At 62.8% G+C, this 18,100-nt stretch carries 17 protein-coding genes and 2 pseudogenes; 18 read left to right on the top strand and 1 reads right to left on the bottom strand.

Features of this window, described 5'->3' with window-relative positions; all coding sequences use genetic code 11:
* Positions 1-47: 47 nt before the first annotated feature.
* Complete coding sequence (locus IVB23_RS14570) at positions 48-701, bottom strand: hypothetical protein (RefSeq protein WP_247803992.1); 654 nt, start codon at positions 699-701, stop codon at positions 48-50.
* A 2,534-nt stretch (positions 702-3,235) separates the two neighbouring features.
* Between IVB23_RS14570 and IVB23_RS14565 the strand changes: the two are divergent.
* From IVB23_RS14565 to hypE, 18 genes and pseudogenes are all read left to right on the top strand, one after another.
* A pseudogene (locus IVB23_RS14565) lies at positions 3,236-3,409 on the top strand (HupU protein); the annotation flags it as partial.
* A pseudogene (locus tag IVB23_RS14560) lies at positions 3,406-3,919 on the top strand (nickel-dependent hydrogenase large subunit); the annotation flags it as partial. The pseudogenes IVB23_RS14565 and IVB23_RS14560, both read left to right, overlap by 4 nt.
* 341 nt (positions 3,920-4,260) lie before the next feature.
* Positions 4,261-5,352 carry a hydrogenase small subunit gene (locus tag IVB23_RS14555; RefSeq protein ID WP_247803991.1) on the top strand — a complete coding sequence of 364 codons (1,092 nt, stop codon included), beginning with the start codon at positions 4,261-4,263 and terminating at the stop codon, positions 5,350-5,352.
* Positions 5,353-5,382: 30 nt separating this feature from the next.
* Entirely contained in the window at positions 5,383-7,173 is a 1,791-nt protein-coding gene (locus IVB23_RS14550; protein WP_247803990.1) for a nickel-dependent hydrogenase large subunit, read from the top strand.
* 16 nt (positions 7,174-7,189) lie between these two features.
* The gene (cybH, locus tag IVB23_RS14545) at positions 7,190-7,930 is read left to right on the top strand and encodes a Ni/Fe-hydrogenase, b-type cytochrome subunit (RefSeq protein WP_247803989.1); all 741 of its coding nucleotides are present in this window, start codon (positions 7,190-7,192) and stop codon (positions 7,928-7,930) included.
* Between the two features lie 18 nt (positions 7,931-7,948).
* Positions 7,949-8,533, top strand: a complete 585-nt coding sequence (locus tag IVB23_RS14540) for a HyaD/HybD family hydrogenase maturation endopeptidase (protein WP_247803988.1) — start codon at positions 7,949-7,951, stop codon at positions 8,531-8,533.
* Between the two features lie 25 nt (positions 8,534-8,558).
* The gene (locus tag IVB23_RS14535; protein WP_247511870.1) at positions 8,559-8,855 is read left to right on the top strand and encodes a HypC/HybG/HupF family hydrogenase formation chaperone; all 297 of its coding nucleotides are present in this window, start codon (positions 8,559-8,561) and stop codon (positions 8,853-8,855) included.
* Positions 8,856-9,092: 237 nt separating this feature from the next.
* Positions 9,093-9,536 carry a hydrogenase accessory protein gene (locus IVB23_RS14530; RefSeq protein WP_247803987.1) on the top strand — a complete coding sequence of 148 codons (444 nt, stop codon included), beginning with the start codon at positions 9,093-9,095 and terminating at the stop codon, positions 9,534-9,536.
* Complete coding sequence (locus IVB23_RS14525; RefSeq protein ID WP_247803986.1) at positions 9,533-10,396, top strand: hydrogenase expression/formation protein; 864 nt, start codon at positions 9,533-9,535, stop codon at positions 10,394-10,396. The genes IVB23_RS14530 and IVB23_RS14525 overlap by 4 nt, the downstream gene beginning before the upstream one ends.
* The gene (locus IVB23_RS14520; RefSeq protein ID WP_247320203.1) at positions 10,393-10,602 is read left to right on the top strand and encodes a rubredoxin; all 210 of its coding nucleotides are present in this window, start codon (positions 10,393-10,395) and stop codon (positions 10,600-10,602) included. Before IVB23_RS14525 ends, IVB23_RS14520 begins: the two co-directional genes overlap by 4 nt.
* The gene (gene hybE, locus IVB23_RS14515; protein ID WP_247803985.1) at positions 10,599-11,120 is read left to right on the top strand and encodes a [NiFe]-hydrogenase assembly chaperone HybE; all 522 of its coding nucleotides are present in this window, start codon (positions 10,599-10,601) and stop codon (positions 11,118-11,120) included. The genes IVB23_RS14520 and hybE overlap by 4 nt, the downstream gene beginning before the upstream one ends.
* Positions 11,117-12,211 carry a nickel-dependent hydrogenase large subunit gene (locus IVB23_RS14510; protein WP_247803984.1) on the top strand — a complete coding sequence of 365 codons (1,095 nt, stop codon included), beginning with the start codon at positions 11,117-11,119 and terminating at the stop codon, positions 12,209-12,211. Before hybE ends, IVB23_RS14510 begins: the two co-directional genes overlap by 4 nt.
* Positions 12,204-12,545 (top strand): hydrogenase maturation nickel metallochaperone HypA, encoded by a 342-nt coding sequence (gene hypA / locus IVB23_RS14505; protein ID WP_247438836.1) that lies wholly within the window; start codon positions 12,204-12,206, stop codon positions 12,543-12,545. Before IVB23_RS14510 ends, hypA begins: the two co-directional genes overlap by 8 nt.
* Complete coding sequence (gene hypB / locus IVB23_RS14500; protein WP_247803983.1) at positions 12,545-13,435, top strand: hydrogenase nickel incorporation protein HypB; 891 nt, start codon at positions 12,545-12,547, stop codon at positions 13,433-13,435. Before hypA ends, hypB begins: the two co-directional genes overlap by 1 nt.
* Positions 13,432-15,687: a carbamoyltransferase HypF gene (gene hypF, locus IVB23_RS14495; RefSeq protein ID WP_247803982.1), complete on the top strand. Its 2,256-nt coding sequence runs from the start codon at positions 13,432-13,434 to the stop codon at positions 15,685-15,687. The genes hypB and hypF overlap by 4 nt, the downstream gene beginning before the upstream one ends.
* The gene (locus IVB23_RS14490) at positions 15,687-15,923 is read left to right on the top strand and encodes a HypC/HybG/HupF family hydrogenase formation chaperone (protein WP_247320217.1); all 237 of its coding nucleotides are present in this window, start codon (positions 15,687-15,689) and stop codon (positions 15,921-15,923) included. The genes hypF and IVB23_RS14490 overlap by 1 nt, the downstream gene beginning before the upstream one ends.
* Positions 15,920-17,062, top strand: a complete 1,143-nt coding sequence (hypD, locus tag IVB23_RS14485) for a hydrogenase formation protein HypD (RefSeq protein WP_247803981.1) — start codon at positions 15,920-15,922, stop codon at positions 17,060-17,062. The genes IVB23_RS14490 and hypD overlap by 4 nt, the downstream gene beginning before the upstream one ends.
* On the top strand, positions 17,059-18,099 hold the full coding sequence (hypE, locus tag IVB23_RS14480) for a hydrogenase expression/formation protein HypE (RefSeq protein WP_247803980.1): 1,041 nt from the start codon (positions 17,059-17,061) through the stop codon (positions 18,097-18,099). The genes hypD and hypE overlap by 4 nt, the downstream gene beginning before the upstream one ends.
* The last annotated feature ends 1 nt before the right edge of the window (position 18,100 follow it).

The raw sequence follows: 18,100 nt of genomic DNA, 5'->3' as shown, positions 1-18,100 counted from the left end.
GGAGACGCCGGCGCCAAAGTTGCTCGGTGCCAAAGATATCGATCCAGCTATGCGCGAACGCATTGAGTGCGCGATCGGCCGGACTCCTGACCAGGAGCTTTGCACGACGCGCTGAAGCAGAAAAGAAGATGAATGCAGCGGATCGGTCTTGCGTGTCGATGCGAAAGCGCTCGCATTGAGGTGCTCGTCAACATCTGCCTGAACCTGTGACCTATATGCGCTGAAGACAAATGCGTTAACCTCAACAACGTGGGACGCTTGGTGAGCCACAACCGCAATACAAGCAATCGCGACAGCGCGGGGTATATCCCGATCTCGCGTGACCAAATCACGTTGTCCGCGATATGGCGCAAGGTCGTGTCCCCGATGGTGGTGTAGCTCGGTAGAGCAATGCCCCCCGGACGCGCGCTGACCTGATCGACGAACCACATCCGCGCCGGCGCAACGGTATGGTCGACATTGCAGTGGGCGCTGCCATGATCGGCTGCAATGTCAAAGATCACCGGAGCTTGATCTGCCCCCTTGCCGCGCCGCCACAGCCGCACCGTGCGCGCATAGCCAGATGTCGTCGCCATATCCCGCCCATAAGAGCTCGACAGCACCAGCGTATCGGGATCAATCCATTCAGTGTCGCGCTTGGCTTCCGGCAACACGAAGCTATCGCGAGCAAACGCTTTCGCGTCGATGTAAGGTGACAGCATCGCTGCCGCGCCGCGAGAGGCTCAGCATCGTGCGTCCATGAGCCCCGGGCAGCGAGGCCGTCGCATCAGAAGCCAGTCTTCACCCTCGCTGATAGCGAGCTGGTCGATGTCGAGCAGAACTTCCCACAACGCGGCGTTCGAAATTCTTCCAGAGTGGTTCGTCGCCAGAGGCCGCCTGGATTGTTGGCGTCCTTCCATAGATTGTAGAGATAGCCGCCACGCCGGCTAATATATACTGTCTGATCGATCGTAAATCGAGGCCAGCGCGTCCCGCTCCCGCTCGAATGCCGCTCCGCCAAACGTCTGCAACGTCTTGTAATTCTGCCGCTTGATAAATCTCAGCGCCCGCGCGCTTTCGATCTGTTCCAATCACCAATATGGATCATCGTCTGGAGGCCGAGAGCGAGGGCTTTCCAGCCCGCCACTTTGTCTTCGCTCTTGCTTTGATTGCAGTTCACTACCTCCAGTCCTGGCATTTAGGCGCAAAGTGGGTATGGCATCCGCGGTGAAGCGCCGTCTCTCGTAAGTTTCTACGACCTGACGCGACGTGAGATGCAAGGCTAGTCCTTCGATGCGGATGTCGCACGGCATCACAGCTTTAGTGGTGATGACAATCCGCGCGCGGTTGGAGCGATCCCAGCGGAGCTCGACTGAAGGATTGCGGCGATGGCCCTCGCGGGTCCATCTCTGCGACGCAGCCCATTTACACCGACGCGAGCGCCATTGCGCGGGATGCTGCGGATCTTCGCGGATATCACGTCACAGAACCAGCCGACGTTTCGAGCGAACAGTACTTAGGTTCCTGGGTAGTATTCGCCTGCGTGATCAAGGCAATCGTTTCCGTCATCAGAGCCTGGTCCTCCCTGCATGTGCATTCCGGTATTCGGCAAATGTGTGTTGTGTTCGATTCCGACGCGGTCGTGTTTCAATGCACGCTCGTGTGTCGCGAAAACGACATTCCCGAAACGAGGCAGTGGCGGTTTACAGATCGAAGGAAGTTCTGTCTTATTTTGTATGCGATAAGTTTGGCCTCGGCGTGGGTGGCCGCTATTGGGTCATGCGGACGCCATGACATAGTGAACGAATCTCCATCACGTCAGCGAAAAGCGTATCGCCAACCGTGCTACTGTGACGCCAGAAAGCCCGACCTTCCAGTTCAAATTAATCAATTCGCGCTTCGCGGGCTCCCCTGTGCGACTACCACCTTTCACATCCGTAACAGCCATGACAGGATTTCTGCACTGTCAGCACTGCGAGACGAGTTAGGATCGTTGGATTGCTCTCACCCCGCGCGGCCAGAGCTAGAACCTTCTCGGCAAGGCAAGCCTTCAATGAAGACGTCCGCTTTGCTTCAGGCACCATCCGGACAGCATCCTCCAGAGCACCTCTCAGCACAGCATGCAGCTTGGTTTGAGGGGGTGGATATGACATGGCGCAAAATCCTGAAAACTTAGAATCTAACGATGAGGGCCCAGCATGTCCCAGCCTCCTGATGGTCCATCAAAACGTTTGATAACGATGTTTCGTTTTGAGGTGGCAGTCAGTGGCTCAGCTGTGCCCAAAACAAATACAATGACTAGGACCCGTTGAATGTGACAGTGGAGCTTCACAGACAGCTAAATTTTTGTTCTGATCATTGCTGGGCGATCTCGACATTGACGCGACCGGAAAGTCGTGCGGCTTCGGCATTGCCGAAGGCATTCTGCCGTGGTGACGTCCAGATCAAGCTGAAGTGACGCCTGTGCTACGCGGCTTCGTGTTCGAGCCGGACGTGCAGTTGGTGTGTCCCGCGATTGAAGAGGGAGTTCGGATCAGCCGAGGCCCGAACGGTCTCTACTGATGGGGCAAGTCACGTCTGTGCATACTATACTCTGGGCCAAGCCGCCGGCGGTATGTGCGGGCCAGGGGCGCGTTGAGGGTGCGCTAGACACTGCCCGGTGGCGACATAGATGCGTCGGTTCGCGAGGACCTTGCCGATGAAGCGGCTGCCGCAGATCACAAGATCTAGGCATTGATCCCGCTGAGGCCCAGGGCCGCGTTCCAACTTCTTATGAGCTTAAGGTGCCGCCCCTTTGCCTGTTTATTCGTTAGCGTCCGCTCGAAAACGGCTCGCCGCCTCTCGTGTGTAGAGCATAGCCGCCGCGCTCTGTTCCCTCACTGAGGCGTCGGGGCAGGGCTTGCGGGCGGCAGCACGGGCGTGGCGTGCGAACCGGAAACGAGTCGCGCCGGCGGCCGCCGCTGCTTGGAATTCATCCAGGTGGTCGATGAGCCATTCCAACGTTTGTCCACGTGTCTGTTCGGAGTCGCCGTCGCTTTGCGCTGTTGGAATTCAGGTGTGCTCGCCAGCGAGGCGAAAACTGCACATATCGGGCCGATAAGCCAGCAAGGTCATGTGGCTCCCTTGAAGATGATCTGTCGCGTCAAAAAGCAAGTCGAAGATTGGTTGTCTTTCCAACATCGCGTGTACGCGCCAGATGTACCGAGGGAGGTCGCGCCGGAGCAAGTCGCTTCGCGTTTCACTGTGGAGAGAGACATCCGCAAAGCTTGCCGGCATTCCCGTCGGACTTCCGACCGACATGCCCAAGACCTGGTTCGTGGCGCTCGCGGCCCTGTCGAAGTCGGCGACGCCGCGGCGGGTGCGGCTGAATGCGACCGCGGACCACGTGGTCGTGCCGCCCGGCCGCCCGACGGCCAAGCACACGCCATGACGCGCATCAGGATCGGTCCACTCAACGCGTCGAGGGCGATCTCGAAGTTGGCCTCGATGTCGAGAGTGGGCGGGTCATGCGCGCGGAGGTGACGGCGCCGCTGTATCGCGGCTTCGAGCAGATCCTGGAGGGGCGTCCGCGCCTCGAGGCGCTGGCGCTGGCGCTGGCGCCGCGGATCTGCGGCATCTGCTCGGTCTCGCAGTCGGTCGCCGCGGCTGCCGCTCTTCGCGATGCGATGGCGGCCGAGGTCGCGCCGAACGGGATGCTCGCCACCAATCTCGCGCAGCGGCGGAGAATGCCGCTGATCATCTCACGCACTTCTACATCTTGTTCATGCCGGACTTCGCTCGCGAGGCCTGTGCCGCGCACGCCTGGCATGAGGAGACACGGGACCGTTTCGCAGCGACGCGCGGCACTGCGGCACGCGATGTCTTGCGGGCGCGAGCGCGGCTGCTCGAACCCATGGGTATCTTCGCCGGGAAATGGCCGCATGGTGTGGCCTTCCAACCGGCGGATGTCGGCGGCCCGCTGGAGCAGGCGCTGATCGGCACCGATGTCCGCGACGCCGGCGCACGCTCGGTCGCCATCCAGCACGTCGTGCGCTCGTTCGATCCCTGGATGGTGTGCACCGCGCATTGAGTGGTCTCTCGCGCGGGGGCGGAAACTTCGTTGTCGCCTGAAATCGAATTGTTTCCACTTTTATCGGTCGGGGCATGCGCGCGCTGCAATTCGAGCAATTCAAATCTGCAACAATTTGGTATCACTCTACTTTCCTTACGCTCCCAGTGCTTGGCCTGCTTCTTGCTGTCCTTGGCGTCATAGACAAGTCAAAGCCGAGGCGGGAGGCTTTCATGGGCGCGGCGACGGAAACGTTTTACAGCGTGATCAGGCGACAAGGTATCACGCGTCGGAGCTTTCACAAATTTTGCAGCCTGACTGCGACGAGTCTGGGCCTCGGGCCGCTGGCGGCGAGCCGCATCGCGAACGCGCTCGAGACCAAGCGCCGCGTGCCGGTGATCTGGATGCACGGCCTCGAATGCACCTGCTGTTCCGAGAGCTTCATTCGTTCCGCGCACCCGCTGGTGAAGGATGCCGTGCTCTCGATGATCTCGCTCGACTATGACGACACCATCATGGCGGCCGCAGGCCACCAGGCGGAGGCGATCCTCGAAGAGACCCGCGCCAAGCACAAAGGGCAATACATTCTCGCGGTGGAAGGCAATCCGCCGCTGAACGAAGGCGGCATGTTCTGCATCGACGGCGGCAAGCCGTTCGTCGAGAAGCTGAAGATGATGGCGGAGGATGCGATGGCGATCATCGCCTGGGGCGCTTGCGCCTCGTGGGGCTGCGTGCAGGCGGCCAAGCCCAATCCGACGCAGGCGACGCCCATCGACAAGGTCATCGCCAATAAGCCGATCATCAAGGTGCCGGGATGCCCCCCGATCGCCGAAGTGATGACCGGCGTCGTCACCTTCATCATCACTTTCGGCAAATTGCCCGAGCTCGACCGTCAGGGCCGGCCGAAGATGTTTTACTCGCAGCGCATCCACGACAAGTGCTACCGGCGGCCGCATTTCGACGCCGGCCAGTTCGTCGAGGAGTGGGACGACGAGGCGGCGCGCAAGGGCTATTGTCTCTACAAGATGGGCTGCAAGGGCCCGACCACCTACAACGCCTGCTCGACCGTGCGCTGGAATGGCGGCGTCTCCTTCCCGATCCAGTCGGGCCATGGCTGCATCGGCTGCTCGGAAGACGGATTCTGGGACAAGGGTTCGTTCTACGACCGTCTCACCAACATCAAGCAGTTCGGCATCGAGAAGAACGCCGACCAGATCGGCATGGTGGCGGCCGGAGCCGTCGGTGCAGCAGTCGCTGCGCATGCAGCGGTGACCGCGGTGAAGCGGCTCGCCGGCAAGCGCGAAGACGCGCACCACACCAGCTAAGCGCCAAAGAGATCCAAGGGTAAGAAAATCATGGGTATCCAGACTCCCAACGGCTTCAATCTCGACAATTCCGGCAAGCGCATCGTCGTCGATCCGGTGACCCGTATCGAAGGTCACATGCGGATCGAGGTCAATGTCGACGCCGATAATGTCATCCGAAACGCAGTCTCCACCGGCACGATGTGGCGCGGGATCGAGGTGATCCTGAAGAACCGCGATCCCCGCGACGCCTGGGCGTTCACGGAACGGATCTGCGGCGTCTGCACCGGCACGCACGCGCTGACGTCGGTGCGCGCGGTCGAGAACGCGCTCGGGATCACCATTCCGGAGAACGCCAATTCGATCCGCAATCTGATGCAGCTTGCCTTGCAGGTGCACGACCACGTCGTTCACTTCTATCACCTGCACGCGCTGGATTGGGTCGATTTGGTCTCCGCGCTTTCGGCCGACCCGCGGGCAACCTCGACGCTCGCGCAGTCGATCTCGAGCTGGCCGCTGTCGTCGCCAGGTTACTTCAAGGACCTGCAAATCCGTCTCAAGAAGTTCTTCGAGTCGGGGCAGTTGGGGCCCTTCAAGAACGGCTATTGGGGCAGCAAGGCCTACAAGCTGCCGCCTGAGGCCAATCTGATGGCGGTCGCGCACTATCTGGAGGCGCTCGATTTCCAGAAGGAGATCGTCAAGATCCACACCATCTTCGGCGGCAAGAATCCGCATCCGAACTGGCTCGTGGGCGGCGTGCCCTGTCCGATCAACGTCGACGGCACGGGCGCGGTCGGTGCCATCAACATCGAACGCCTGAACCTGATCTCGTCGATCATCGATCGCCTGATCGAGTTCAACGAGCAGGTCTACCTGCCTGACGTGGCGGCGATCGGTTCGTTCTACAAGGACTGGCTCTACGGCGGCGGTCTTTCCGGCAAGAGCGTACTCTCTTATGGCGACGTGCCGGAACACGCCAACGACTACTCCTCCAAGAGCCTGAAGCTGCCGCGGGGCGCCATCATAAACGGCAATCTCTCGGAGGTGCTTCCCGTCGATCATGCCAACCCCGATGAGATCCAGGAGTTCGTGGTTCACTCCTGGTACAAATATCCCGACGAAACCAAGGGACTGCATCCCTGGGACGGCGTGACCGAGCCGAACTACGTGCTGGGGCCCAATGCGAAAGGCACCAAGACCGCGATCGAGCAGCTCGATGAGGGCGGAAAATATTCATGGATCAAGGCGCCGCGCTGGCGGGGTCATGCCATGGAGGTCGGCCCGCTGGCGCGTTGGGTGGTGGGCTATGCGCAGAACAAGGCCGAGTTCAAGGATCCTGTCGACAAGTTCCTGAAGGATATGGACCTTCCGCTGTCGGCGCTATTCTCGACGCTCGGTCGCACGGCGGCGCGCGCGCTGGAGTCGGTCTGGGCCGGACGACAAATGCGCTACTTCCAGGACAAGCTCGTCGCCAACATCAGGGCCGGCGACAGCTCGACCGCGAACGTCGACAAGTGGAAGCCGGAGAGCTGGCCGAAGGAGGCCAAGGGTTTTGGCTTCACCGAGGCGCCGCGCGGGGCGCTCGCGCACTGGATCAAGATCAAGGAAACCAAGATCGACAACTATCAGTGCGTGGTGCCGACCACCTGGAACGGGTCACCGCGCGATCCGCAAGGGAACATCGGTGCATTCGAGGCCTCGCTGATGAACACCCCGATGGTCAATCCCGAGCAGCCTTTGGAGATCCTGCGCACGATCCATTCCTTCGATCCGTGCCTGGCCTGCTCCACGCATGTCATGAGTCCGGACGGCCAGGAAATGGCCAGCGTCAAGGTCAGGTGAAGCAGGGGGAAACGCCATGATGGATGTAGCTGCACGTCCGGAAGCCGAGCCGGACCTCTCCGCGATAGCGGCCGATGCGACCGGCGAACATGGTGTCGGCCGTCCCGCCGTCTATGTCTACGAAGCGCCGGTGCGGATCTGCCATTGGGTGAACGCGTTCTCGATCATCGTGCTGATGGTGACCGGTTATCTGATCGGAACGCCATTGCCGTCGGTCGAGGGCGAGGCCTCGGCGAACTTCGTGATGGGCTATATCCGCTTTGCCCATTTCGCGGCGGGGCAGGTGCTGGCGGTGTTCTTCCTTGCCCGCATTCTGTGGGCCTTCGTCGGAAATCACCATTCCCGGCAGATTTTCTATCTGCCGGTGCATCGCAAGCACTTCTGGAAGGAAGTGCTGCATGAAATCCGCTGGTATGCGTTCCTGGAGCGCGAGCCGAAGATGTATGTCGGCCACAACCCGCTGGCGCGGACCGCGATGTTCACGGGCTTCACGCTGTTCGTGGCGTTCATGATCGTTACCGGCTTTGCGCTCTATTCGGAAGGTGCGGGCATCGACAGTTGGCAGCACAAGCTGTTCGGCTGGGTGTTCGCGATCTGGCCGAACAGCCAGGACGTTCACACCTGGCATCATCTCGGCATGTGGGCGCTGGTCGTGTTCGTGATGGTGCACATCTACGCCGCTGTCCGTGAGGACATCATGTCGCGCCAGAGCATTATCTCCTCGATGATCTCCGGCGAGCGGCAATTCCGCGACTGAGAGACTGGAATGATACCGATGCCGACATCTTCGCAAGCAAACCGCATCCTGGTGCTCGGCATCGGCAACATCCTGTGGGCCGACGAAGGCTTTGGCGTGCGCGCGGTGGAGGAATTCCACCGCCGCTACGCCGTGCCCGACAACGTCACCATTCTCGACGGCGGCACGCAGGGGCTCTACCTCGTGAACTACCTGGAGGATGCGGATCGGTTGATCGTGTTCGACGCGATCGACTATGGGCTCGAGCCCGGGCAGTTGAAGCTCGTTCGCGACGACGAGGTGCCGCGTTTCTCCGGCGCCAAGAAGATGAGCTTGCACCAGACCGGCTTCCAGGAGGTCATCAGCGCGGCCGACCTGCTTGGCCGTTGTCCGCGACATCTCGTATTGATCGGCTGCCAGCCGCTCGACCTCGAGGATTGGGGTGGGCCGCTGACGGAGCCGGTGCGCGATCAGATCGCGCCGGCGCTCGAGCTTGGTTGCCAGATCCTGGCTGCATGGGGCGTCGAGGTGATGGCGCGCACCGCGCCGTTGGCAGAATCGGAGCGGCTGCTCGCCAACGACATCGATCATCAGCATTATGAGATGAGGGGGCGGCCGGCCTGACCGGCTACACCGTCGGAGATCCGCCATGTGCCTCGGCTTGCCGATGACGATCGTTGAGACTGACGGGATATCGGCGCTGTGCGAGTTCCGAGGCGAGCAGCGGCGCGTTTCGATGCTGCTGCTCTCGAACCCGCCGGCCGGTGCCAGGGTGCTGGTCTTTATCGACACCGCGGTTCGCCTTCTGCATGAGGCCGAGGCGCGCCTGATCGGCGCCGCGATCGACGGTCTGGGCGCAGCGATCAATGGCGAGGATTGCGATCGCTTCTTCGCCGACCTCATTGACCGCGAGCCGCAACTGCCCGAGCATCTCCGGCTTGATTAGGGCGGCAGCCCGCTCCACGAGAGCCCGCGTCCTCGCTGGGAGATAAATTTCTATCTGCTAAGTTCATTTTCATCCGATATGGAAATTAGCTTTCCGTCTTGGGATTGATGCATCTCCTGTCGTGGAAATATATGATTCAAATCAACTAGATAAATTAGGAAAGGTGATAACCGTCCTTGGCACGTACCTTGCTGATCCTATTCCCAGCAGAATCATAAGCTTGTCAGGAGAGGTCTGATGAAATTACAGCAGGGAAGGCAGGATCTGGCGCGGCGTGGCTTGCCGGAAGTGGATGCTACGACGGTCGATCGTTTTCTGAATACGACCGACGAGGCCCGCGCCATCGCCGTGTTGCTGTCCGCGGGAGACCCCGCGCGTTTTCCGGAGGCGATCGACGTCGCGGTCGTGCTGCCGGAGCTGATCGAGGCATTCGAGGGTCGGTTGCGTGCCGCGGTGATCGCCCGCGGTGCCGAGAGCGAACTCGGCCAGCGTTTTGGCGTGCGCGTGCAGCCGACGCTGATCTTCGTCGCCAAGGGCGAGACACTCGGGCTGATCGCGAAGATCCAGGACTGGTCGATCTATGTCGACCGCATCACCAAGCTGGTCGACCGTCCGCGCGGCACGAGCGCCGTTGTCATGACAACCGTCGTTCCCCAGCACCGCCAAGATGTCGAACTATGAAAGCGGGTTTCTGGACGGCGCCCGAGGGCGCGGAGCAGCCGATCAACGTGTTTCCGATCGGCGATGAGAGCCTGAACGCGATGAGCGGCAGCCTGACCGCGGCCGGTGCCTTGGCCAAGCTTGCCACGCTCGACAGCGCGGAACTCGCCAGGGTCTGCCCGAACGCCATCGAGCTGTTGTCGAAGGTGACCGCAGCGATCGCGAGCCAGAAGGCCGACATGCCGACGCAACTGTTCCGGCTTGGCAATCTCAACGATCTCGAGCGCAAGCTGATTGCCGACGTGATGGGCGAGGGCGAAGTGGCCGCCGTCGTTGCGCTGCCCGATGGATCGTTGGCGCAGATCCAGGAAGCTGTGCTGGCCGGGATCTGGCGCGTGCGGCTCGAGCGCGACGCCAATCACGAATATCTCGAGGTGGGGCCGATCCCGGAGATCGTGAAGCGCGCCGCTGCCGATCTCACGGCTGCGGATTTCGAGATCGGGCAGGCCCCCGCAGGTGCCATGAACGTGCTGCCGGTGCTTGCGGAAATCCGCGAGCGGGCGCTCGCATGGCGGCCGGGCATCCGCTCGCAGATCATCAATTTCACGCTGCTGCCGATGAGCCCGGTCGACATGAGTTTTCTCCAGGACACGATCAAGAACGGGCCGATCCAACTGCTTTCTCGCGGCTATGGTACCTGCCGGGTGCTCTCCACGGGCATCCGCAATGTCTGGTCGGTGCAGTTCTTGAACGCCATGGACACCATCATCCTCGATACGCTGGAGGTCGGCGGCGTGCCGACGGTGGCGATTGCGGCTGACGCGGACTTCGAGGACTCGGCTGAGCGGCTTCAGGAGATCATCGAGGCCTATTTCAAATGAGCGGGTTCGAGAATTTTGGCGTGCGCCAGGACGTCGCCGATGTCACGCGGCTGGAATGCGGCATCTGCTGGACGGTCTATGATCCCACCGATGGCGACGGGGTGGCACAGATCGCGCCCGGCACTCCGTTCGCGGCGTTGCCGGAAGACTGGCGCTGCCCGAACTGCGACTCTCCAAAATCCAAGTTCATGGCGATCGAGTCATGACGGCTGATGCGCAAATTCCGGCCAGCGACGCCGACGCCGAAGCCGAAGCGTGGGGCGGGCTCTTGGCAGGAAGCTATCGGGAGATCGGCGAGCGCGCGATGCGCGATCTGCCGATCTACAACGACGCGCTCGGCGTCAAAGCGGTCGGTTTCCGCTGGTTCAACAGCACGACCATCGGCATCATGGTCACGCCCTGGTTCATGAACGTGGTGATGCCGGCGAGTGCGATCGCGCGGGATACGTCGGGCCCGAGCCTGCGAATCCGCTTCCCTGCGGGCGATATCGAATTCACTCTCAGCGAGGTCGGACAAATGGGCCTGGTCGCGAGCTGCTCGCTGTTCTCGCCGATGTTCCAGTTTGCGGACATGGTCGCCGCGTGGGCGACGGCCGAAGCGACCCTCGCCGAGCTGATGCTGCCGGCCGACAGCGAGGAGGCGGTCCGTCGTCGCGAGCCCGCAACAAGCCCGATCGATCGGCGTAACTTCCTGCGCGGTGTTCTGACGGAGCGGTGCGGATGAGCCTGGCCTTCCGCAACGAGATCGACATCACGGTGTGGCTCGCCGGCGGCACGATCGCCGACGTCGCGATCCGGCCGCGCAGCCGGCCGCCGTTGACGCGCTTGTTCGCGGGAAAGCCGGCCTCGAAACTGCCGTCGGTGCTGCCGCGTCTGTTCTCCGTGTGCTCGATGGCGCATCAGGTAGCTTTCCTGTCCGCGGTCGATGCGGCGCGGGGCGAGGATGCCAGTCTCGAGATCGAGCACGGTCGCGTCGTCGCTGTCGTCGCCGAACGCCTGACCGAATTGTTACGCGGCCTGTTCGTTGGCCGTCTCACGCTTGACGGCGCCGGCGCCGCAGCCGTTCGTGCCATGATGGAGGCCACGGCCGTTCTGGGTGGCAGCATCGCCGAGCGCGGGGAGGCGGTCTCGCGCCGCGAGGCGGTGGCGAAGATCAGGGCATCGCTCGCCGCGCTCGGGATCGCGAGCGAGGAGCAAACCCCCGGGGCCGGCAGCGCGCTGGCGGTACATCTTGCGAATTTCGATGGCGATGCCTTGCTGCCGCCGGTGGTCGAACAGTCATTCCTATCGGCAGCCGACGATCTCGAAATCGTCATGCGGCTGCTTGCCGATGGCGCGATATTCTCCGATGCGCCTGATCTCCATGGCCGGATTCCGGAGACCGGCGTCTGGGCGCGGCGGGTTGGGCGTGAGCCGATCCTGCCGCCGGGCGCGGGGCCCGCCGAGCGTCTGAAGGCGCGGATCGCGGAAGTGGCGCGGCTCTGCGCCTTCCTCGAGGCGGACGATGGGACAGTCGAGGACGGTGTCCTCCAGAGCTACCGGCTGGGGACCGGCAGAGGCGCGGGTGCTGTCGAATGCGCGCGGGGCCGGCTCTATCATGCCGTCGAGCTCGACGATAAAGACCGCATCGTCCGCTTCGAATTCTTGGCGCCGACGGAGTGGAATTTCCATGCCCGCGGGCCGTTGGTTCGCAGCCTCCAGGGCTCCGTTCTCGCCGGGGGCCGGCAGGGGCTGGATGCGGTCCGCACGCTCGTCGGCTCGTTCGATCCGTGCGTCGGCTTCAGCCTCAGCTTCCGCGAGATCGGCCATGCATGAGATGGCGCTGTGCGAGGGAATCATCGAGATTATCCAGGAGGAGTCGCGCAAGCGCGCCTTCGCTAGGGTGAACGTCGTGTGCCTGGAGATCGGTGCGCTCAGCCATGTTGCGCCTGAGGCGATGAAGTTCTGCTTCGAGGCCGTCGCCGCGCGCACCATTGCACAAGGAGCAAGGCTCGAGATCGTCGAGACGCCGGGAGCGGCCTGGTGCATGGCCTGCTCCAAAGGCGTCGAGATCAAGCAGCGCTGTGAGCCGTGTCCGTCCTGCGGCAGCTATCAATTGCAGGTGACCGGCGGCGAAGAGATGCGCGTGAGAGAACTGGAGGTCGACTGATGTGCACGGTATGCGGTTGCAGCGATGCCAAAGCGTCCATCGAACACACCCATGATCATTCCCATGATCATTCCCATGGGCACGATCATTCGCATCATCATGGGCACAGCCACGATCATCACCATCATCATGATCACGCGCCCGGCGATGGCGGGCTGGTCGATTGCAGCGCCAACCCGGCAGGCCAGCAGATCGCCGGCATGAGCAGCGACCGCATCATCCAGGTCGAGCGCGACATTCTCGGCAAGAACAATCGGCTTGCCGCCGACAACCGCGCGCGCTTCCGCACCGACGACGTGCTCGTCTTCAACCTGATCTCGAGCCCCGGTGCCGGAAAAACCTCGCTTCTGGTTCGCGCCGTGTCCGAGCTGAAGGACAGCTTTCCGATTGGCGTGATCGAAGGCGATCAACAGACCTCCAACGATGCCGAACGGATCCGCTCGACCGGCGTGCCGGCGATCCAAATCAATACCGGCAAGGGCTGCCATCTCGATGCCGCCATGGTCGGCGAAGCCTATGACCGCTTGCCCTGGCTTAACGGCGGCATCCTCTTCATCGAGAACGTCGGTAATCTAGTCTGTCCCGCGGCGTTCGATCTCGGCGAGGCCTGCAAGATCGTGGTGTTCTCGACCACGGAAGGCGAGGACAAGCCGCTGAAATATCCGGACATGTTCGCAGCCTCCTCTCTGATGCTGATCAACAAGATCGATCTTGCGCCCGTACTCGACTTCGATCTTGCAAGGACGATCAAATATGCGCGCCGGGTCAGTCCGAAGATCGAGGTTTTGACGGTGTCGGCGTGCACCGGTGAGGGTTTTGCGGCATTCTATGCCTGGATTCGCAAGCGGGTTGCACAGATGAAGCCGACCGAGATGGCCGTGTCGGGATGAGCATGAGCGGCGAGGCCATGGCGCGAGACCGAAGACGGCTGCGCCTGCATGTGCGCGGCGCCGTGCAGGGCGTGGGCTTTCGTCCCTACGTCTACGGCCTCGCCGCGCGCTATCGGCTCGGCGGCTTCGTTGCCAATGATCCCGATGGCGTGGTGATCGAGGTCGAGGGCGAGCGCGCCGCCGATTTTGTCGATGCGCTGCCGCGGGAAAAACCGCCACTGGCTCGGATAGACGAGATTTCCGTGCAACCGGTCGGCATCACCGAAAGCGACGAGTTCCACATCCGCGCCAGCGAGCAGGGCAAGGTCTCGACCCGGATCGCCGCCGATGCCGCGACCTGTCCGCAGTGTCTGAGCGAGCTGTTTGATCCGGCGAGCCGCTTCCATCTCTATCCTTTCGTCAACTGCACCCATTGCGGCCCGCGCTACACCATCGCCGAGCGGCTGCCCTATGACCGCAGTACCACCGCGATGAGGCGCTTCGCGATGTGCACGGCCTGCGCAGCAGACTATGCCGATCCGGCGAGCCGTCGCTTCCACGCCGAAGCAATTGCCTGCCCGCGATGTGGGCCAAGGATCAGTCATGGTACCAAGCAGATCGCCACTGCGATCGCCGACGGAAGGATCGTCGCGATCAAGGGGCTCGGCGGATATCAATTGCTGTGCAATGCCCGTGAAGATGCGGCCGTGTGGCGTCTGCGGCACCGGAAGCATCGCAATCAGAAGCCGTTCGCCGTGATGGTCGGCTCGACGGATGTGGTCGGCGAGATCGCTGAAATCGACGCGGTCGGGCTCGCGCTGCTGGAATCCTCGCCGCGGCCCATCGTGCTGATGAGATCCCGCAATATGCTCGCGCCCGCGATTGCGCCGGAGCTGTCGCGGATCGGCGTCATGCTGCCCGTCGCGCCGCTGCATCATCTGGTGCTGAAGGCGCTCAATTCGGCGCATCCGCGAGCGGACGGCGCAAGTTGGGCGATCGTGGCAACCAGCGCCAATCCTGGCGGCGAGCCGCTGGTGATCGTCAATGACGAGGCCAAACGGCGGCTTGCCGGCATCGCCGACCTGATCGTCACGCATGACCGCGACATCGTCACCCGCGCGGACGACTCTGTCGTGTCGGTGGTCGCGGGCCGGGCGCAGTTCATCCGCCGCGCCCGCGGCTATATTCCCGAGCCGATTAGGCTCGCGAAGTCCGTCCCGTCGGTGCTTGCGGTCGGCGGCGCGCTGAAGTCGACGGTCACCGTCATCCGCGGCAACCAAGCCTTCGTCTCCCAGCACATCGGCGATCTCGACACCGCGGAAGGCATTCGCTTTTTCGAGGAGACGGTGGGTCACCTGCTCTCGACGCTGGACATCGAGCCGGTCGTCATCGCCCACGACCTGCATCCGAACATGGCCTCGACCCGTTTCGCCGAAGCCAGCGGGAGGCGGCTGATCGCGGTCCAGCATCACCATGCCCATGCGGCATCCGTGATGGCGGAACATGGCGTCGCAGGGCCGGCGTTGGCGCTGGTGCTCGACGGCTTCGGCTATGGCAGCGACGGTGGCAATTGGGGCGGCGAGTTGCTCTCGTGCGATGGTGCACGCTTCCGGCGGCTCGGACATCTGGCGCCGATGAAGATGCCGGGTGGCGATCGCGCGACGCGCGAGCCGTGGCGCATGGCCGCGAGCGTGCTGCACGCCTTGCGGCGCGGCGACGCGATTGCGAAGCGCTTTGCGATGCAGCCGCAGGCTGCGCGTCTCTGCGCTATGCTCGACCAGCCCGGCGTGGCGACGACGACCAGCGCCGGCCGGCTGTTTGACGCGGCGGCGGGGCTGCTTGGTCTCTGTCCTGTGCAGAGTTACGAGGGCGAAGCCGCAATGAAGCTGGAAGCGCGTGTCCGCACACCGCGCCTCGCGGAGGACGGCTGGACGATCGAGAATGGCGTGCTGTCTCTTTTCCCCTTGCTTGAGCGCCTTGCGGTCGATCCGGTCGATGGGGCCGAGCTCTTCCATGGCACCTTCGCCGCCGCCTGCATCGACTGGATCGCGCGCGCGGCACTGGAGACCAGCGTCACGACCGTCATCCTGAGCGGTGGCTGCTTCCTCAACGCGATCCTCGCAGACGAGATCGGGCGCGGCTGCGTCGCCGCCGGGCTCTCGCCGTTGCTGCCTCGCCAGGTGCCGTCCAATGACGGCGGCCTCAGCCTCGGGCAGGCCTGGGTCGCCGCGCTCCAACTCCTCGAACAGCAAGGCCCGGAAGGAAACGCCTGATGTGTCTCGCGATACCTGCTGAGGTCACAAAGCTCCTGCCCGACGACATGGCCGTCGTCTCGATCGATGGCGTCAGCAAGGAGATCTCGGTGGCGCTGATCGAAAACCTCGCCGTCGGCGACTACGTGATCATCCATGTCGGCTACGCCCTGACCAAGATCGATCCGGAGGAGGCGCAGCGGACGCTGGAGCTGTTGCGTGAAATCGGCGCCGAAAGCCGGGAAGCCGCGCAATGAAATATGCCGACGAGTTTCGCGACAAGGAGATCGCGCTGGGATTGGCGAAGGCGATTCGCTCGGAGGCCGATCCGGAAAAATCCTATCGTTTCATGGAATTTTGCGGCGGCCACACGCATGCAATCTCCCGCTACGGGCTGGAGGATATGCTGCCGAAGAATGTGCGGATGATCCACGGTCCCGGCTGCCCGGTCTGCGTCTTGCCAGCGGGACGCATCGACATGGCGATCCGGCTCGCCGAGCGGCCGGACGTGATCCTTTGCGTCTACGGCGACCTGATGCGGGTGCCGGGCTCGCAGGGTGCCTCGCTGCTGAAGGCGAAGGCGCGCGGCGCCGACGTCCGCATGGTTTATTCCACGATTGATGCAATCCGTGTTGCGGAAGAAAATCCCGGCCGCGCGGTCGTGTTCTTCGCCATCGGCTTCGAGACCACGACGCCGCCGACCGCCGTGATGATCCGGCTCGCCGAGAAGAAACAGCTCAAGAACTTCAGCGTGTTCTGCAATCATGTGCTGACGCCGCCGGCGATGCAGAACATCCTGGAAAGCCCCGATATCCGCAATATCGGCCGCGTCGAGATCGACGGCTTCGTCGGACCGGCCCATGTCTCGACCATCATCGGCACCGAGCCTTACGAGTTCTTTGCCGAAGAATTCGGCAAGCCGGTGGTGATCGCGGGCTTCGAGCCGCTCGACATGATGCAGGCGATCCTGATGCTGGTGCGGCAGGTCAACGAGCACCGACATGAGGTGGAGAACCAGTATAGCCGCGCAGTGACCCGTGACGGCAATCTGCGCGCCAAGGAGGAGGTCTCCGACATCTTCGAGCTGCGCGACCAGTTCGAGTGGCGCGGTCTCGGCCTAGTGCCTTATAGCGGGCTCAAGCTGAAGCGGGCCTACGCCAAATACGACGCCGAGGTCCGGTTCGACATGAATGAACTTCGCGTTGCCGACAATCCGGCCTGTGAATGCGGCGCCATCCTGCGCGGCATGAAGAAGCCGGTTGACTGCAACCTGTTCGGCACGGTGTGCACGCCGGAGACGCCGATGGGGTCCTGTATGGTCTCGTCCGAGGGTGCATGTGCGGCACACTGGACTTACGGCCGCTTCCGCGATCATCAGCAACGGCGGGCGTCATGAAAGCCCATCAGCGCAAGCTCGACATAAGGAACGGCTGCGTCGACCTGTCCCACGGATCCGGTGGCCGCGCGATGTCGCAACTGATCTCGGGCCTGTTCCACGAGGCCTTCGGCAATGAATGGCTGGCGTGCGGCAACGACCAGTCTGCGTTCGATGTCAGCGCCGGGCGCATGGTGATGACGACCGACGGCTATGTGATCTCGCCGCTGTTCTTTCCGGGCGGCAATATCGGCTCGCTCGCCGTGCATGGCACGGTCAACGACATCGCCATGGCCGGCGCGCGGCCGCTCTATCTCTCGGCGAGCTTCATCATCGAGGAAGGTTTTCGTTTCTCCGACCTGAAGATGATTGCGGATTCCATGGGCGAGGCCGCGCGAGCCGCGGGCGTCTACATCATCACCGGTGACACGAAGGTCGTCGAGCGCGGCAAGGCCGACGGCCTGTTCATCTCGACAGCCGGGGTCGGTGTCGTGCCTGCCGGGCTCGACCTCTCTGTCGGGAATGCCCGCGTCGGCGATCGTGTCCTGATCTCTGGAACGCTCGGGGATCATGGCGTCGCCATCATGTCCAAACGGCAGAACCTCGCTTTTGACACCGAGGTCGTCTCGGATTCCGCGTCGTTGCATGATTTCGTGGCGAGCATGCTGGCGGCCGGCGGCAAGGGCATCCGTTTGATGCGCGATCCCACCCGCGGTGGGCTCGCCGCGACGCTGAACGAGATCGCCCAGCAGTCCGGCCTTGGCTTCCGACTTCAGGAGGCGGCGATCCCGGTGAAGCCCGGTGTTGCTGCGGCCTGCGAACTGCTCGGGCTCGATCCACTCTACGTCGCCAACGAAGGCAAGCTGGCAGCGATCGTGGCGCCCGAGGTTGCAGCAGCCGTGCTTGCGGCGATGCGGGTGCATCCGCTCGGCCGTGATGCCGCCGAGATCGGCGAGGCCGTGGCGGACGACCACCATTTCGTGCAGATGGCGACGAGCTTTGGCGGCGGAAGGATCGTCGACTGGCTGTCGGGCGAACAATTACCCCGGATCTGTTGAG

The sequence above is a fragment of the Bradyrhizobium sp. 191 genome (assembly GCF_023100985.1).
Taxonomy (GTDB): Bacteria; Pseudomonadota; Alphaproteobacteria; order Rhizobiales; family Xanthobacteraceae; genus Bradyrhizobium; species Bradyrhizobium diversitatis.
Note: the sequence above shows the minus strand (reverse complement) of the source record. Positions and strands in the feature narration are given on the sequence as shown.

Coding starts and splice junctions, on each gene's coding strand:
- IVB23_RS14570 (WP_247803992.1), bottom strand. CDS start 701: ATGCTGTCACCTTACATCGACGCGAAAGCGTTTGCTCGCGATAGCTTC.
- IVB23_RS14555 (WP_247803991.1), top strand. CDS start 4,261: ATGGGCGCGGCGACGGAAACGTTTTACAGCGTGATCAGGCGACAAGGT.
- IVB23_RS14550 (WP_247803990.1), top strand. CDS start 5,383: ATGGGTATCCAGACTCCCAACGGCTTCAATCTCGACAATTCCGGCAAG.
- cybH (WP_247803989.1), top strand. CDS start 7,190: ATGATGGATGTAGCTGCACGTCCGGAAGCCGAGCCGGACCTCTCCGCG.
- IVB23_RS14540 (WP_247803988.1), top strand. CDS start 7,949: ATGCCGACATCTTCGCAAGCAAACCGCATCCTGGTGCTCGGCATCGGC.
- IVB23_RS14535 (WP_247511870.1), top strand. CDS start 8,559: ATGTGCCTCGGCTTGCCGATGACGATCGTTGAGACTGACGGGATATCG.
- IVB23_RS14530 (WP_247803987.1), top strand. CDS start 9,093: ATGAAATTACAGCAGGGAAGGCAGGATCTGGCGCGGCGTGGCTTGCCG.
- IVB23_RS14525 (WP_247803986.1), top strand. CDS start 9,533: ATGAAAGCGGGTTTCTGGACGGCGCCCGAGGGCGCGGAGCAGCCGATC.
- IVB23_RS14520 (WP_247320203.1), top strand. CDS start 10,393: ATGAGCGGGTTCGAGAATTTTGGCGTGCGCCAGGACGTCGCCGATGTC.
- hybE (WP_247803985.1), top strand. CDS start 10,599: ATGACGGCTGATGCGCAAATTCCGGCCAGCGACGCCGACGCCGAAGCC.
- IVB23_RS14510 (WP_247803984.1), top strand. CDS start 11,117: ATGAGCCTGGCCTTCCGCAACGAGATCGACATCACGGTGTGGCTCGCC.
- hypA (WP_247438836.1), top strand. CDS start 12,204: ATGCATGAGATGGCGCTGTGCGAGGGAATCATCGAGATTATCCAGGAG.
- hypB (WP_247803983.1), top strand. CDS start 12,545: ATGTGCACGGTATGCGGTTGCAGCGATGCCAAAGCGTCCATCGAACAC.
- hypF (WP_247803982.1), top strand. CDS start 13,432: ATGAGCATGAGCGGCGAGGCCATGGCGCGAGACCGAAGACGGCTGCGC.
- IVB23_RS14490 (WP_247320217.1), top strand. CDS start 15,687: ATGTGTCTCGCGATACCTGCTGAGGTCACAAAGCTCCTGCCCGACGAC.
- hypD (WP_247803981.1), top strand. CDS start 15,920: ATGAAATATGCCGACGAGTTTCGCGACAAGGAGATCGCGCTGGGATTG.
- hypE (WP_247803980.1), top strand. CDS start 17,059: ATGAAAGCCCATCAGCGCAAGCTCGACATAAGGAACGGCTGCGTCGAC.